Consider the following 14,547-nt stretch of genomic DNA (forward strand, 5'->3'; position numbering starts at 1 on the left):
GCAGGGTCGGCAGTCGTCATCAGTCGACATGCGCCCGGAACCGGAACGCGTCCCTTCGAGTGTCGATCTCAACGTGATCGAACCCGGCAACTTCCAGCCGTGCCGGCAGTGCCTCCGGGTCGACCAAGGTGCAGGTGTCGCCGATATGCGCCAGCGCGAACAGCGGACCCCACCGGCTGTCCGAGCCCGCCAACCTGCCGTTCGGGCGCAAGACCCGGCCGGCCTCGGCGTACAGGCGATCCTGCGCCGCGGCCGAGGGCAGATGATGCAACATCGTGAAGCAGACCCCAGGGCGTTGACCCCCGAGCGCTGTTGCGATGCAGGTCGCGCACAGCGCCAACCGCGGCAGCGCCAACCGCGACTGCGGCATCCACAGCACCGCGCTTCCCGACCGCGCTGGGACCGTCCGAGCGAGGACCGTGTGCCCCGATCGAGCGGCGCAGGACCTCGTTCTCCTGCTCCAGCAGCCGGTTGGGCTTCTTCTTCAGCTCCCGAAGCTCTTCACGATCGGAATCAGGCAGGCCGGGACGGCGACCGTCCTCGATGTCGGGCCTGCTTCATTCAGTTCGCCAACGAACCTTCAGAAATGCCGAAGTCCTTCGAGATCTGCATCAACGAGGACTGGCCCTGGCGGCCCACGGCCACGACGTCGTCGCGGAACTCGTTGGGATAGGGCTTTGCTAAGGGAGAATCCTTCCATCTGAGGCCGAGACCTCGGAGAGAGGTGTCAACCGGGCTCGGGGCAGACTCGTGCGGACTTTTTGTGACCTGCGATGGGCGCTCCGGGAGGTCGCACTCGAGCGGGGCATCATCAAGACCACGGACCTTTGGCGCGCACTCAACGACTACGGCATGAAGCTTCCCATCCCGAAGGTCTATCTGCTGATGGCGGACACGCCCAATCGGCTGAGCCTCCGCGTCGTCGCCGCTCAGTCCGCAGCCGTCAACTGCACGCCCGATGAGCTGCTGGTAAGGAGCGAAGGAACCCGGCCCACCGAGCCGCGGCTACGGGCGTTGACCCGAACCTTGCCGACGAGGGGACCGCGACGGGCCCCCGCCACAGTCATTGTCACAGGCCCACGACAGGTTGCCACGCGGAGTGGTCTCTGGACCTGCGGCCGTGGGGCACCCCTGATCCAATAACGCTTCGGCCGTGCAGCACGCACCAGGTGAGGCCGCTCTGCGTCGATCGTGAACGCGTCGTGGGACGGAGTGTCGCCTCAGTGGCGGCGTTGGAACACCGTGATCGCGAGCGCGACACCGAGACCGGCCAGTAGCCCGCCGATCACGGACCAGGAAGTGCTGGCGCCGCTCGACTTCCCGACGTATCCCATCCCGGCCAGAGCGAGGAAGCCGCCGCCGAGAAGCATTGCCAGCGCGATCAGACCGCCCACGATGCGCTTCGCACTCACGTCCTGAACCCTAGCGTGGCATCTCGTGCCTGCCGCGCGGGGAGCCTTCGGCCGGAGCTCGTGGCGCGCAGGCCGACGGTGACGAGCCCGATCCCCAGCGCGTAGATGAGGCCTCCGAGGATGATCTGGGTGGCGTTGGTCCCCGCCCCCTCCCCCGCCGGGAGGTAGAGCCCGCGGGTGGCCTGAACTCGGCTTGGCTCGCCGACCTCGACGGGGAGCCATCCTTCGACGGCCTTCCCGTCGTGCGTGAACTCGGAGTAGACGAACCACCTGCCGTCTTCGGGAAGCGTCAAGGCTCCGCGGAACGTGCATTGGCCCGCGGGGTCGAGTGGGGCCGTGATGGTCTGGCCCGCGCGGCGACCCGTGACCGAATGCGGATCGAGGTCGTTGCAGTGCTCGCGGAGGTTGACGGTGACGGTGACCCGTCCGGCGGCGTCCGTCTCTGCCGTCATGCGACTGCTGGCCACGGGCTCGCCCTGCCCCGGATCGTGGGCGCTGGCTCGATCGACTGGCAGGACCGAGATGGCGGTGCCGGCGAGGAACAGCAGCGGCAGGACGGCCGTGCGGCTGCGGCGTTCAAGTGCCAGGAGTGTCAGGACGCCCACCGCGATCAGCGGCACGGCAGCTACGGCGACATCGGCAGTGACCGGGCTGGCTGCGCCGCTGGCGGAGGCCCCGAGTGCGAGAGTCGAGGTTGCCGTGGCGGCGGCGGTGACGCGCTGGGCGGTGTGTCGGAACGGCAGATCGAAGGCGGCAAAGCCGAGCACCGCGATGGGGAGGTCGGGCGTGCTTCGGCCCAGCGCCGTGAGTCCGGCCGCGATCACCAGCCGGAGCGCGGCGTACCCGATCACAACGGTGGTGACCGGGAATCGCAGGGGCACCGCCCTGGCAACGACCCACGCGGCGGCGAGGCCGGTGAGCAACAGCAGCGGCAGGTACAGGATCTCGGTGAACTGCGGGACGTCGGCTTCGTACTCGAAGACGACCGCGACCGCGTTCGCGAACAGCAACACGCCAGCGGTCGCCCGGAGAGCCCGAGCCTGGGTGGGCAGGCCCGCGAGCACGCCGAGGACGAGCGCGGTCGAGGCCAGTACGACGAGCATGTGCGGCGGACTGAACAGCACCGAGTCCCGCCCGTACGCCTCGTGCCACGTGGCGTCGATGGGCGAGGCAATCAGCGCGCCCAGGGCACCCAGACTGGCTGCCAGCAGCGGGACCTCGGTGAGCGTGCTGCGGATCGATCGCAACGCGACCAGGACGCGCAGTCCCCAGACCGCGACGCCGATTCCGACCAGACCCACCGACCCGTAGAGCAGGAGGTGGGGTGCCGCCCACGCGGTGTCGCGACCGACGTCGGTGTGCCATGCCTCGTCCCAGCAGGTTGCGAACACGGCCAGGAGGCCAGCCGGTGCGACAATCCACCCCAGCTTCACGGGGACGGCGGTGCGACTATCGAGACTCATAGATGAGACGGACATGTCTCAACTATGCTGAGGGCATGTCACGCAGTCAAGAAGGTGTGATCGACCGGACGTTGATCGAGGCGACGGCCGCCGCGATCGGCCGCTGGGGCCTCAACGAGGTGACCCTCGACAGGATCGCGGCCGAAGCCGGGATGTCGCGTGCCACCATCTACCGCCGCGGCGTTACGCGCGACGAACTGGTCGGTGCCCTCACCCTTGACGCGGCCGACACCTACCGGCGCGCGATCCTGCCCGCGATCGCTGGCGCCGGCACCGCCCGAGAGCGACTCCGTGCCGCGCTCGAGGCACTGTGCGACACGGCCGACGACCATCTTCATTTGCTGGCCGGCCTGTTCCTCGCGCACGGGGAGGTCTTTCACCAGCCCGGGGCCGATGCGCTCGTCGTCGACGTCTTTGCCGAGCCCTTCGAGCGCCTGCTGCGTGACGGAGCGGCCGATGGCAGCCTGCGGTCCGTCTCGCCTGAGATCACCGCAACGGTGCTCTTCAACCTGGTTGGTTGGGGCTACATCCATCTGCGAGCGGCACACGAGTGGAAGCCCGGACCCACCCGGGACGCCATCATCGACCTGGTGATGGCGGGCCTTCAGCACCCGGCGGAGGGCGAGGACCAGACGCGGTAGCTAGGCGCCAATTCCACGCCGGAATCCGGCGTCGCACTTGGTCGTCGGCATTCGAGGACTGCGCCAAGCCACCTTGATTCCTTGCTCTCCGAGTCCGGGGCTCGCGATGTGCGGTTCGGCCCGCCAGGAAGTCGACGCCCGGCGGCGCCACACGGGTTGGGGCGCGCTGGATTGGTTGCGAGCGTCATCGACTCAGCTCTCGACTGCGGAACCGAATGCGCGGGGCATGCTTCGCTCCGGAACGCCAGATCGTGCCTCGCTGGTCAGCGACCCTGGTCCCCACGAAATGGCCGCGAGGGATAGCCGGTGTCGAAGTGCATGTAGTCGGGAACGTCGATGTTCTGCCAGATCCACCCCTCGGCCCGGAATGCTCGCCACACGACTCCTCCCTTCGTGATCTTCCCCGGCTCGGCGTCCCGCAGCCTGTTCTTCGGACTCGGGAACCAGCACTTGCAGCGCAGGTCACGCCACGGATTCTCGCGAGGGTTGATGTCGACCGCCCTGCCGTTGGCATGCGGCGAAGCCGCGAATGGAGCGTTGATCTGGTCGGCTCGTCTGCAGTTGAACGCGGAGGTGTTGTCTGCGGCGAGGCTGAGGTTCGTGTCGCCGTTGAACGCCTCGACCGGCTCCATGCGTCGGATGGGGAACTGCTCATCGTAGAGCTCGCTGAATATCCTGGCGACGCTCTCGGCGACGTCGGCGTTGACGACGAGACGGCCGCGCTTGATGTCGCCATTGAAGTCGAGGTGGTTGACCTCGACGACCCGCAGAGCCGCTGGCCGCTGGATAGGGCACTCGGGCCGCACCATCCCTGCGTCGACCATGGCATCCCACTGACGACGGGTCACCTTCCGAATCTGGGCGTCGGCGCCCACGTCTGCCGACGCGGCGCTGCGGGTTCCGTTGTCCTTCTGCGATTCCTCCGGAGAGCTTGCGCGGGCGCAGGCGGCGAGGACCAGCGCCACGGCCAGCACCATGGCGAACAGTCGCGCCCCGCGAATGGGGTGCAACGAGGGAGAGCCGGAGCGATTCCAGACGTTGCGGGCGATGACGTTCACGCCTCTCGCTTCAGCAGGAACTGGTAGTGCGCTAGCGACTGACCGTCGGATCGCCGACCGTCGCCGACATTCAGCCATCCCCGGGATGCGTAGAAGTCACCTGCTCCGCCAGCTCCTGCGACGGTCACTAGGCATACCGCGGTGCGGCCGGCCGCGGCAGCTTCGCCGAGGAACCGCTCGACGAGGGCTGAGCCGACGCCCTGGCCCCGCACGGATGGATCGACGGCGACGTAGGTGAGCACAGCGAGTTTTGCAGGCTCCGCGGTAACCGCGGCGCCGCGCGTTTGCTTGATGAGCGCTCGGAGATAGCGGCCGGCGCGGGTGCCAAGGAAGTGCAGTGCCAGTCTTGGTCGCCAGATCAAACTGGCGAAGGCGCTGATGGCTAAGGAGGCGCCGTGGTGGCGGATCAGGAGCCGCCGGTGTTGTGCTGGGTCGAGCACTCCGACGAGGTATCCGCAGACCGCTCCGTCCTTCTCGCAGACCAAGGCTGTGGCCAGGGGGCCGTCCAGGAAGGTTCGATAGTACCGGCGGAGAAACCGAGCACCCAGCCGGACGAAGAAGCCCTCGCGGAACTCGGCCCGGTGCATGTCCGTGACGACCGTTAGGTCCTGCAGGCCCATCCGCCGCAACTCGAACGCCGTGGTCCCGTGGGGTGGTGCGTCGTCTGGGGTCTGGGGATCGTCAGACTGTGGTCGAGACTCCGAGTGCGACAGCCGGCGAGTGGCGTTCATGCGTTGATTCTACGACGTGTAGAAGTTCGCCGGTGGCCCAGGTTCTACGTGTCGTAGAATCGTTGGGGCTATCGGGAGGTGACATGAGGGCAGGCATGCGCCCTTTCGGCGATCTGGAAGCCGCGATTATGCGTGTGGTCTGGGAACACGGCGAGCCGATCTCGGTCCGTGTCATCGTCGATCGCCTGAACGAGGAGCGGGAAGTCGCCTACACCACGGTGATCACGGTGGCCGAGAGGCTCCGAGAGAAGGGCCTGCTGACCCGGGTGCGCCGCGGGCGGGCGTTCCTCTATCAAGCCTGCCTCTCGGCGGATGACTATTCCGCCGAACTGATGCGACAGGCGCTCAACTCCGCGGAGAGCCGGTCGGCGACCCTGCTCAGGTTCGCCGGGCAGCTCAGTATCGCGGAGGCCGACTCCTTGCGCGCCGCACTGGCCGAGTCGCAGCGGAACGACACGGCTGAGGAACTGGAGTAGCCGGTGCTGATGGCGGGAGCGCTCCTGGCGTACGCGGCATGCATGGGCTGGCTCGGTGACCGGCTACTCGCCCGTGTCACGTCGCGAATCGGCTCGCCGACGGTTGCTTTGTGGGTTTGGCACGGCCTTGCGCTCACCGTGCTGACGGCGATCGGAGTCGGGCTGGCTTTGACGGCCCACGACGTATGGGAGCACAGCCTTTCCTGGCTTCTGCATGCGGACAAGTCCCGGGTGCATGCCGCCTACGCCGGGCCCCAGGAGGTGCACACGGCTTGGAACCTGGCCCTGATCGTTCTCCTTGTACTCGGCGCCACCGGGGCGGGTTCGGCGTTCACCAACCTGCGGCGGATGAGGCGGGCCCGCGCGGCACATCGCCTGCTGTCCGTCGACACATTCAAGGTGCCGAACCGCACCGATATGACCGCTGCCCCGGACGCAGCCCCTGTCGCGGTCGTTCCCGAACCGACGCCCATGATTTACTGCGTGCCCGGCAAGGGCTCAGCCAGGCGGATCGTGGTTACCACCGGGGCGCGCGATCTGCTCTCGGACGACCAGCTTGAGGCCGCTCTGGAACATGAGCGCGCACACTTGACCCGAAGCCATCACCGCACGGTGCTCATCGCCGAGGTCGTAGCAGCAGCTCTGCGCTTGCCCCGGATGCTCCAACACTATCCGCAAGCCGTTCGCCTCCTGGTCGAACTCGACGCGGACGACAGGGCCGCGCGCCTGCACGGCGCGCACACGGTCGCATCCGCACTGCTCGACATCAGCTCCGCGGCCTCCTCCGATTTGCGGGTCGGGCTCGCGATGGCCGGGACAGGCACAACACTCCGCATCCGCCGTCTCTTGGATCACCGACACCGGGCGCCGCGCCGGGCAGTCGCGGCGATGCTTCTACCGGCGGCGATCGTCTTCGCCGCAGCGCCCGCCATCGCTGCGGCCATGCCCGTCATCAGCCTGGTCGGGTCGGCCCATTGGCCTGATGACGAATCACCCGTAGTCCACACGGGTAGCGATGACTTCACCCACCATCCCTGAGTCTCCGCCCGCCGCAGCGGCGGTCGGGAGCGGCGGAGTTCTGGGGAAGGTGGCTGGGCTCGCGCTGGGAACCACGCTGTCGCGCCTCACGGGTTTCGCTCGCACGTCCCTGCTCGTGGCGGCGCTGGGGGCGCAGCTGCACGCCGACCTGTTCACCATCGCCAACACGCTCCCGAACATGCTCTACATCTTGGTAGCGGGTGGCGTGTTCAACACCGTCTTGGTTCCGCACCTAGTGCGGTCGATGAAGAACGACCACGATGGTGGCCAGGCCTACGCCAGCCGGGTGCTGACCCTGGCCGCGGTGTTCCTTGCCTGCGTGACCCTCATGCTGACCCTGGCCGTCCCGGTGCTGCTGCGGGTCGTCGTCGATGACAGCTACTTCGGTTCGGCCCTGACCGAGCAGCGCGAGTCGATCGTCGATCTTGCCCGATACTGCCTCCCCCAGGTGTTCTTCTACGGCATGTTCGTCGTGGTGGGACAGATCCTGAACGCACGAGGGGTCTTCGGTCCCATGATGTGGGCGCCGATAGCCAACAACGCCATCGCGATCGGAGTCCTGGGCGCCTACCTGTTCGTGTATGGCCCCGCCCGAGGCAGGCAGTTGTGGGGGGCATACACGACCGGGCAGGAGCTTCTGCTCGGCATTGGTTCGACGCTGGGAATCGCGGCGCAATTCCTCATCCTCCTCATCTATCTGCGGAGGACGGACATCCGATATCGGCCGCGCTTCGACCTGCGTGGGAGCGGTCTTGGCGCCACCCTCCGACTGGCCGGCTGGACGGTCCTGTTCGTGCTCGTCAACCAGCTTGCCTACGTGCTGATCGTCCGGCTGGCTTCCGCCGGCGCCGCCATGCAGGCCGCACAAGGCGCCGGCGGAGGAGCGGGGTACACCGTCTACTCCAACGCGTTCTTGCTGATCATGGTGCCGCACGCCATCGTGACGGTGTCCCTGGCTACGACGATCAACCCGACCCTCGCCGCGTTCGGCGTGGATGGAGATGTGCGCAGTCTCGCCAGCCACCTGACCCAGGCGATCAAACGCGTGCTGTCGGTGATCATCCCGATCTGTGCTGTGCTCCCCGTGATCGCGCCGGTGCTCGCCGACATTCTGTGGGGTTACGCAGGCGCACGGGATAGCCTGCGGCCGCTCGCGCACACCGTGGCCCTCTTCTCGCCCGGACTCGCGCTGTTCACGGTCCACTATCTGGTGCTGCGTGGACTATTCGCCCTCGAACGACACAAGACCGTCTTCTTGGTCCAGTGCCTCATCGCCGCATCGAATGTCGCCCTGGCTGCCACCCTCACCACCGCCATCAGCAACGCCGCGGTTGCGCCGCTCCTAGCCGCCGCGTACAGCGGCGCCTACCTGATCGGCGCCGCGGCCTCCGTGCGCGTCCTCGACCTCCTCGTCGGAGGGCCGGAATACCGGGAGCTCGGCGCCTTTGTGATGCGGATCCTGCCGTTGAGCGCCGCGGTTGCGTTGGCCGCGTTCGGTGTCCGGGCACTCGTCAACGTGGCTGGACCGCTTGAGTCGGGGCTCGTCGCCGACAAGATCAGCGCCGGGGTTGAGCTTCTGTTGGTACTCCTGATTGGTTCAACGGTCGCGGTCATGGCCGGCCGCCTGCTCGGTATTGGTGAGATCACCGGAGCCGCGTCGGCGGGCACCCGATTGCATCGCCTCGTGGGACGGCGGTGAACGCTCGCCGTGGCGCAGACGGTGCCGATGGGCTCCTCACCCGCACGGACAGTGCCGGCCCCTGGATCGAATGTGTCGGGCCACCAGGGATGGGCGTCACGATCCTCGAACGCGAACTCAGTGCACCGGTCCTGACCTGACCCAGTGGGCCTGGGCCGCTCCCTCGCCTGCACGGTGGCGCGCAGGTTCACGCGGTCAGCCACGTGAGATGCCAACGGCGGTCGCACCGGCGGCGATTCGTGACCAGGAGGAAGCTCAGGGCCGGTCCGGACCTCATCGCCAAAGTGACCTGGCTGGCAGCGACACTTCGGCCACGAGCACCTCGGTCCCCCGGTCTGGCTCGAACTCTTCTTTCGATCAGGAGCGGCGGGTTGGGCTTCCTTCTGGGGTAATCGCCGATGCGGGCATGCGGCAGGCGATGGTCGCGCGGCGTCGGGCCCACAGCGCATAGCCGAGAAGTCCCAGAGAGCCGATGGCGAGGAGCGGCTGCACCGGGGCGAACCAGGTCAGGGCGCCGGTGACGCCCAGCGCCATCACGACCAGCTTGTTGCAGATCGGGCAGCCGACCGCGAACAGCGAGAGCATACTGCCTACGAAGGTCTTGCCACCCTGGGTCGGCGGGACACGCACTGCGGGGTCGCGGACGTACGTCGCGGCGAGGGCCCCGGTCATGATCGAAGACAATGCCCAGACCGGGTAGTTCCACCACAGGACCGGGGTCATCCGGGTGTACCAGGGCGTTTCGATAATGCCAGTGGGGATACCGATCACAAGCGCTACCGCGATCGCGGCGAGGGTCCCGATCAGGGTACGTCGGAGCACGTTTCTCTCCTCATCTCATCGATCACAAGCACGGGATATGGGTCCCGCGGATTCACTCGGCGGCCGGCTGTTGCTCGGGCTCTCCCGAGGCCGGCTCGGCCGCGGAAGCGGCTTCCTCACTGACTTCACGGTGGTCGGCCCCCGGCCCGGTGTCCTGGGCCGCGCGCGCAAGCCCGTCCGGCACGCGCGCGGTTGCGAAGCGGAACACCAACGCGGCGACGGTGACGAACATCGCAGCGGGAATGCCGACGAAGACCAGCACAATCTGCCACCACGTCACGCCCCAGCCTCCCATCCACTCAACTAAGCCTGATAGTAGCCCGCGCGCCAGGTGCACACCTCGCCGCGCTGCCGGCCGCTCGGCCGAGCAGGTCCTCCATGATGGCGATCTCCGCCACCTGGGCGGTATCGATCTGCCGAGCGAGTTGGATCGCGGCGTCGTTGGAGCCGTTAGACTCCTCCGTCCTGGCCACCTCATTTCCGCCGGTCAGTGGCTTTCAATTTTGGTGAGGACGTACATCACACCCACCATCACGCCGATGGAAACGAGGCCGAGAACCGCAGTCCCGGAACTCATCAGCCCAGCGACGACCAGGCTCACGACCAGGACTCCCGCCGCGATCAACACGAACAGCTTCAGTCGGTGGGCCGAAGGGCCTCGGTTGAGACGTTGGGGCGGCTCTTCATTCCAAATCCTTCCCCGCTGACTCGCCTTGACGAGGGCGGCCCACGGAAGGGGTAAGAACACCCAAGAGCACTGCGAGGAGGCGACGTACGAGTAGCACTGGTTGACCGCTTTCCGTTTCTCCCGCTGGTACAGGCCTGATCACGCATGCGTGACCGCAGGCCAGGGGTTGGCCCGGCAGCCGTCGAGGCCTTTGGTCTGCTGCACCACGACGGGCGCCAGCTCGCCTGGCGAGCCGCAGTCCTCATGGGCGTAGCCGAGCGCGTGGCCGAACTCGTGGTTCACCATGTAGCTCCGATAGGCCTTCAGGTCGTCGCCGTAGGAGTCGGCGCCGTGGACCCATCGCCACGCGTTGAGAACGACGGACTCCCCCACCCGGCAGGAGAGTCGCCCGCCGGTGTCCAGCGGTGCGCACAGCGAGTCCACCGTCTCCGGGGTGGCGAGCCGGACCTGGATCGTCGCACCGCTGTCGACTCTCTGCACCGCTCGCCCGTCGACCGCCGTCCATCCGCGTGGGTCGGCAAGGACGCGGTCGACGATGCGCGCTACGACGGCCGTGGGCATGGGAAGACCGCCCTCAACTCCAACGCTGTAGGTGACGGTTGCGCCGGATCCCGTCGGGTTCGAGGCCCCCTTTGCGATGTCGAAGTTTCCGCTGCCCACCTCGGGCACCCGCACCGGAACGTTGGTTCGGACGGAGTTCCCGGCATCTCCTTGGACCTCTACCCTCGGCGGCGGAACGGATGCCTGCCTTGTCGGGCTGCGGTCGTAGTTGTCGTCGTCGGAGGAGGCTGGTCGGCACTGTCCAGCGCGACCTCGGTCCCGGAAGTGCCCCTCATCCCGGCGACGACCACCGTGCCGGTCAGCACCCCGGCCGCCAGCCCGGCGACGATGGGAGGGGTCCAGCGCCTGAGTGCCGATCGCTTCGCTCGCCGCTTCCCGGCTGCTGCCGCACGGTGCCTGCCGCTCGTTGGATCACCCACGCGGTGTTGCCTGTTCATGCGGGGTCGTCGGTCGTGACCGCCCGGAACCGCATCACATGCCCGGCGAGGGTCGGACGGACGTCGACCTCGAGGAAACCCGCATTCCGGAGGCCCAGGGTGAGCTCTTCCGGCGCAATGATGTGGTGCGGCGAGCGGTCTGCGGTGTGGAGTGCGCGAGCGAGGCGCCTCTTGGTCAGGTCATATCCGACGAAGGCGCCACCCGGTCGCAGTACGCGTGCAACCTCGCGCAGGGCGTCCTTCCAGGCGATGACATGGTGCAGCATCAGGTAGGACGTGACGGTGTCGAAGGAGCCGTCGTCGAACGGCAGCGCGGTCACGTCCGCGGCACCGACGGTCACGTTGGAATGGCCGCCGAGGGCGGACCGCGCTGCCCTGACCATGTCCGCGTCGAGATCGATCGTCGTCAACTGGATGTGCGGGAACGAGCTGGCGACGCCGGCGGCCATCGCGCCACTCCCCCCACCGATCTCGAGAACCTCACCGCTCAGCGACCGGCCACACAGAGCCCATGGCAACACCGCGCGCCGGGCGAACCACCGCCACGGCGCGCTGCGGCAGAAGGCGCTCTCCAGCCCCGACATCACCGGCACGACCCAGGCCCCTGCCTCAGCCTCTCCCGGCGATGTCGCCGGGCGCTTGGGGCGGACCCGGAACGTGGGAACCGGGTGCACAGCAGTTGGAGAGTTCGAACCGCTCGCCGCTGGCGGCAGCGGAGCGCGCCCTGAACACCGGACGCACGCAGCAGAACCAGGTCATCGTTCCCGACGCGGCGAGGACGGCAAGCGGGACGATGAGCTCGCTCACCGCTGCACGGGTCCTGCCTGGGGTTGCTCCGCGCCGGCGTGAGCGCGCAGTTCATCGACCTCGGCCCGCAGGCGCGCGACCTCATCCGGGCTCGCCTGGGAGGGGCGACGCTGGCTGCCGCGCATCATCATCAGCATCATGGCGCCCATCGTGATCGGGCAGACGAGCACGGCCAGCAGGTAGATCAGGTCCGGCATCGGGGGTCCTCCACCATTCAGAAGAGATTACTACTTCGCATAGTAGTCGAGCGATGAGATTCCATCTTCTGGGCCGGCGGTCGACTACTTGAGGAGTTCACGCATCGTCGCGATCTCCTCGGTCTGCGCACGCTCGATCTGGGCGGCGAGGTCGATGGCGTCTTCGTTCTTCCCGTCGGCCTGCTCGGTCTTCGCCATCTCGATGGCACCTTGGTGGTGGCTGATCATCATCGTGAGGAACATCTGGTCGAACTCCGCGCCCGAGGCTCCCTCGAGCTGGCCCATCTCGTCCTCACTCATCATCCCTGGCATCGATCCGCCCATGTCCATCCCGCCCATGTCCGACGGCGCAGGCTGGCCCCAGGCATCGAGCCACGCGGTCATCTGCTCGATCTCGGGGCCCTGGGCGCGCTTGATCTGGGCGGCCAGGTCCTTGACCTCCTGACTCTGCGCGCGGGTATCGGCCAACTCAGCCATCTCAACGGCCTGCTGGTGGTGCGGGATCATGTGGCTGGCGAAGGTGACGTCGGCGTCGTTGAACTCAGCCGACGCGTCCGCGGTGGCGGACGGACTCGACGACGAGTCGTCGCCCATGTTCATGCCGTCCATCCCGCCTCCGCACGCGGCGAGAGTCAGCGTTCCGGCGACGACCAGTGTTGCGGCGGCGAGCTTCCGCTTGATTCTCCCGATCCCACCGCCGGCCTGGACCTGGTGGAACGCGTACTGGAGGCCACAGCCGAACTCGACGGCTGCCCGCTGGCGCGTGCCGGCCTTCACCATGGATCAGCGGTCGAGCGCGCAGGAGACATGTTCGGAGCCGCGATCAACCTTGCCGCGCGAGTCGCGGGTCAGGCAGGAGGTGGACAGACCCTCGCGACTCGTGTGGTCGCGGACGCGGCACGCACCGCCGGCCGTGGCGTCGCATCCCTCGGAACCTTCGAACTCCGCAACGTTGCCGAACCCCAAGAGCTCTTCGCGATCTCGCTCTCCCCCGCCCGGCAGGCCGGCAGCGTCGATCCCGTGTGCCGCATGTGGGTCGCCCACGCCACAGCCGCTGACTTCCTCCGACACGATGACCGCGAGCACTGGTTCTGCTCACTGACCTGCGCGCAGCAGTTCGCCGCCGCTCCCGAGGGCTACACCCAATAGCAGGCGGCCGCCGGTGAGGCCGGCGTCATTGGCCGAGCAAGGCCGTCACCTCGCGTGCACTGGTCGGGTCGACCCACTGGCCTGAAGACGATTCCCCGGCCGTCCACACAGGTAGCGATGCTTCACCCACCATCCCTGAAGCTCAAACTGAGACAGAGAGCGGTGGGTGCGGCGGGCCGGTACCCGGTCGAGAGCCGGACCTTGGACGGCTGCGAGCGACGGCTGCGAGCAACTCCACGATCTGGCCCATGCCTGGCTGCCTCGCGGTGTGACATTTGTGCGGCAAGGACGCATCTACTACCGTGCGTAGGACTCGCCAACCGGCGGGTGCACCTCTGGCGTCGCCGAGACCCGCCGCGCTGGATGTGCGTTGCCTTCAGTTGACGACGGCGGGTGCGGAGAACCCAACTTTGGCGCCTGCAGGACGGGCGCCTCCGGGGTGAAGCCGCCCAGAGCGGCCGGGCACCTCCAGGCCCGAACCCGACAGCTAACTTCGTAGGCGTCCGGAGGATCCATGTCTTTCGTACCCACGCCCATTCGTACCGAACAGCCCCGGCCGGGACGGCACCGTGCCCCCCGCGGAGCGGGTAGCGACACCACCCTGGTGCCCCGCGCCATTACCGGCAGGCACCGTGCCGAGTGCCAGCGCAGCGGCGGGCTACGTGCCCTGGCGACCGGCACCATCGCCGCCGGCCTGGTTGCCGCCCCCGCCCTGACGAGCCCCGCCAGTGCGCACTCCACCTACACGGTGCAGTCCGGCGACACCCTCAGCTCGATCGCGCAGAACGTCGGCAGCACATGGCGAGACCTCTACACGGCCAACCGCGACGTCATCTCCAGCCCCGCCCTGATCTACCCCGGCCAAACCCTGCGGACCAGCGGTGGATCCGCCCGCCAGGCAGCTCCCACCTCGAGCGATGGCGGAGGATCGGCCGCTCATGCGACTGGCTTCACACAGAAGCTCCTGGCCGAGGCGAGCCAACTCGAAGGTGTCCCGTACGTCTACGGCGGCTCGACCCCGTCGGGCTTCGACTGCTCGGGCTTCACCCAATACGTCTTCGCGCAGGCAGGAAAGTCGATCCCGCGAACCTCGTCGGAGCAGGCCGCAGCGGCGACGCCGGTCTCGGGCGACGACCTGCGCCCGGGTGACCTGATCTTCTACTCGCCCGGCGGGTCGGTATCGCACGTGGCGATCTACGCCGGCGACGGCATGGTCTGGGAGGCGCCTGCCTCGGGCGGCCAGGTGCGCTACGCGCCCATCTGGGACGTCGCCCGCTCCTACGGTCGCTTCTGAGGCCGCGCCCGGCACTTGGGCGGCGCAGAAACGCAGGTCTGAACCGGCCTGGTCATCGCAGGCCACCCGACGCT

The 14,547-nt window shown here is 67.8% G+C and carries 18 protein-coding genes and 1 riboswitch; of the genes, 6 read left to right on the top strand and 12 right to left on the bottom strand.

The features are described from left to right. Positions 1-19 precede the first annotated feature (19 nt). Positions 20-379 carry a class I SAM-dependent methyltransferase gene (locus ABD086_RS03650; protein ID WP_343905730.1) on the bottom strand — a complete coding sequence of 120 codons (360 nt, stop codon included), beginning with the start codon at positions 377-379 and terminating at the stop codon, positions 20-22. 371 nt (positions 380-750) lie between these two features. Here ABD086_RS03650 and ABD086_RS25290 point away from each other — a divergent pair, with 371 nt between their 5' ends. Then, positions 751-1,143, top strand: coding sequence for a helix-turn-helix domain-containing protein (locus ABD086_RS25290; protein ID WP_425571522.1), 393 nt, complete (start codon positions 751-753; stop codon positions 1,141-1,143). Positions 1,144-1,220: 77 nt separating this feature from the next. On the opposite strand, the gene ABD086_RS03655 is transcribed toward ABD086_RS25290, so the two are convergent. Both ABD086_RS03655 and ABD086_RS03660 read right to left on the bottom strand, forming a co-directional pair. After that, entirely contained in the window at positions 1,221-1,412 is a 192-nt protein-coding gene (locus tag ABD086_RS03655) for a hypothetical protein (RefSeq protein WP_343905731.1), read from the bottom strand. Then, on the bottom strand, positions 1,409-2,845 hold the full coding sequence (locus tag ABD086_RS03660; protein WP_343905733.1) for a hypothetical protein: 1,437 nt from the start codon (positions 2,843-2,845) through the stop codon (positions 1,409-1,411). The genes ABD086_RS03655 and ABD086_RS03660 overlap by 4 nt, the downstream gene beginning before the upstream one ends. A gap of 86 nt (positions 2,846-2,931) precedes the next feature. Between ABD086_RS03660 and ABD086_RS03665 the strand changes: the two genes are divergently transcribed. Beyond that, the gene (locus ABD086_RS03665) at positions 2,932-3,516 is read left to right on the top strand and encodes a TetR/AcrR family transcriptional regulator (protein WP_343905735.1); all 585 of its coding nucleotides are present in this window, start codon (positions 2,932-2,934) and stop codon (positions 3,514-3,516) included. 263 nt (positions 3,517-3,779) lie between these two features. Here ABD086_RS03665 and ABD086_RS03670 read toward each other — a convergent pair whose 3' ends face one another. Continuing rightward, on the bottom strand, positions 3,780-4,574 hold the full coding sequence (locus tag ABD086_RS03670; RefSeq protein ID WP_343905737.1) for a M15 family metallopeptidase: 795 nt from the start codon (positions 4,572-4,574) through the stop codon (positions 3,780-3,782). Continuing rightward, positions 4,571-5,305, bottom strand: a complete 735-nt coding sequence (locus ABD086_RS03675) for a GNAT family N-acetyltransferase (RefSeq protein WP_343905739.1) — start codon at positions 5,303-5,305, stop codon at positions 4,571-4,573. The genes ABD086_RS03670 and ABD086_RS03675 overlap by 4 nt, the downstream gene beginning before the upstream one ends. 95 nt (positions 5,306-5,400) lie before the next feature. On the opposite strand from ABD086_RS03675, the gene ABD086_RS03680 reads away from it, so the two are divergent. Genes ABD086_RS03680 through murJ form a run of 3 tightly spaced genes read left to right on the top strand, consistent with a single transcriptional unit; the run spans position 5,401 to position 8,518 of the window. Then, positions 5,401-5,781: a BlaI/MecI/CopY family transcriptional regulator gene (locus ABD086_RS03680; RefSeq protein ID WP_343905741.1), complete on the top strand. Its 381-nt coding sequence runs from the start codon at positions 5,401-5,403 to the stop codon at positions 5,779-5,781. A gap of 42 nt (positions 5,782-5,823) precedes the next feature. Continuing rightward, positions 5,824-6,819 carry a M56 family metallopeptidase gene (locus ABD086_RS03685; RefSeq protein WP_343905743.1) on the top strand — a complete coding sequence of 332 codons (996 nt, stop codon included), beginning with the start codon at positions 5,824-5,826 and terminating at the stop codon, positions 6,817-6,819. Next, positions 6,797-8,518 carry a murein biosynthesis integral membrane protein MurJ gene (murJ, locus tag ABD086_RS03690; protein WP_343905745.1) on the top strand — a complete coding sequence of 574 codons (1,722 nt, stop codon included), beginning with the start codon at positions 6,797-6,799 and terminating at the stop codon, positions 8,516-8,518. Before ABD086_RS03685 ends, murJ begins: the two co-directional genes overlap by 23 nt. Positions 8,519-8,875: 357 nt before the next feature. On the opposite strand, the gene ABD086_RS03695 is transcribed toward murJ, so the two are convergent. The 7 genes from ABD086_RS03695 to ABD086_RS03725 all read right to left on the bottom strand — a co-directional run bounded on the left by ABD086_RS03695 (position 8,876) and on the right by ABD086_RS03725 (position 13,116). Further along, positions 8,876-9,340, bottom strand: a complete 465-nt coding sequence (locus ABD086_RS03695) for a hypothetical protein (protein ID WP_343905746.1) — start codon at positions 9,338-9,340, stop codon at positions 8,876-8,878. A 52-nt stretch (positions 9,341-9,392) separates the two neighbouring features. After that, complete coding sequence (locus ABD086_RS03700) at positions 9,393-9,620, bottom strand: hypothetical protein (RefSeq protein ID WP_343905748.1); 228 nt, start codon at positions 9,618-9,620, stop codon at positions 9,393-9,395. A 546-nt stretch (positions 9,621-10,166) separates the two neighbouring features. Further along, on the bottom strand, positions 10,167-10,697 hold the full coding sequence (locus ABD086_RS03705) for a DUF3152 domain-containing protein (protein WP_343905750.1): 531 nt from the start codon (positions 10,695-10,697) through the stop codon (positions 10,167-10,169). Between the two features lie 325 nt (positions 10,698-11,022). After that, positions 11,023-11,610 (bottom strand): class I SAM-dependent methyltransferase, encoded by a 588-nt coding sequence (locus tag ABD086_RS03710; protein WP_343906447.1) that lies wholly within the window; start codon positions 11,608-11,610, stop codon positions 11,023-11,025. A gap of 219 nt (positions 11,611-11,829) precedes the next feature. After that, positions 11,830-12,030, bottom strand: a complete 201-nt coding sequence (locus ABD086_RS03715) for a hypothetical protein (RefSeq protein WP_343905752.1) — start codon at positions 12,028-12,030, stop codon at positions 11,830-11,832. 84 nt (positions 12,031-12,114) lie between these two features. Beyond that, the gene (locus ABD086_RS03720) at positions 12,115-12,810 is read right to left on the bottom strand and encodes a DUF305 domain-containing protein (protein WP_343905754.1); all 696 of its coding nucleotides are present in this window, start codon (positions 12,808-12,810) and stop codon (positions 12,115-12,117) included. 3 nt (positions 12,811-12,813) lie between these two features. Further along, on the bottom strand, positions 12,814-13,116 hold the full coding sequence (locus ABD086_RS03725) for a hypothetical protein (RefSeq protein ID WP_343905756.1): 303 nt from the start codon (positions 13,114-13,116) through the stop codon (positions 12,814-12,816). A gap of 424 nt (positions 13,117-13,540) precedes the next feature. Further along, positions 13,541-13,695: riboswitch (cyclic di-AMP (ydaO/yuaA leader) on the top strand. 88 nt (positions 13,696-13,783) lie between these two features. On the opposite strand from ABD086_RS03725, the gene ABD086_RS03730 reads away from it, so the two are divergent. Next, positions 13,784-14,473, top strand: coding sequence for a C40 family peptidase (locus ABD086_RS03730; RefSeq protein ID WP_343905758.1), 690 nt, complete (start codon positions 13,784-13,786; stop codon positions 14,471-14,473). Positions 14,474-14,547: the final 74 nt, after the last annotated feature.

Origin of the sequence: Nocardioides aquiterrae (assembly GCF_039526625.1) — a bacterium.
In the GTDB taxonomy this organism is placed as follows: domain Bacteria; phylum Actinomycetota; class Actinomycetes; order Propionibacteriales; family Nocardioidaceae; genus Nocardioides; species Nocardioides aquiterrae.

Coding starts and splice junctions, on each gene's coding strand:
- murJ (WP_343905745.1), top strand. CDS start 6,797: ATGACTTCACCCACCATCCCTGAGTCTCCGCCCGCCGCAGCGGCGGTC.
- ABD086_RS03710 (WP_343906447.1), bottom strand. CDS start 11,610: ATGTCGGGGCTGGAGAGCGCCTTCTGCCGCAGCGCGCCGTGGCGGTGG.
- ABD086_RS03680 (WP_343905741.1), top strand. CDS start 5,401: ATGCGCCCTTTCGGCGATCTGGAAGCCGCGATTATGCGTGTGGTCTGG.
- ABD086_RS03720 (WP_343905754.1), bottom strand. CDS start 12,810: ATGGTGAAGGCCGGCACGCGCCAGCGGGCAGCCGTCGAGTTCGGCTGT.
- ABD086_RS03675 (WP_343905739.1), bottom strand. CDS start 5,305: ATGAACGCCACTCGCCGGCTGTCGCACTCGGAGTCTCGACCACAGTCT.
- ABD086_RS03685 (WP_343905743.1), top strand. CDS start 5,824: ATGGGCTGGCTCGGTGACCGGCTACTCGCCCGTGTCACGTCGCGAATC.
- ABD086_RS03715 (WP_343905752.1), bottom strand. CDS start 12,030: ATGCCGGACCTGATCTACCTGCTGGCCGTGCTCGTCTGCCCGATCACG.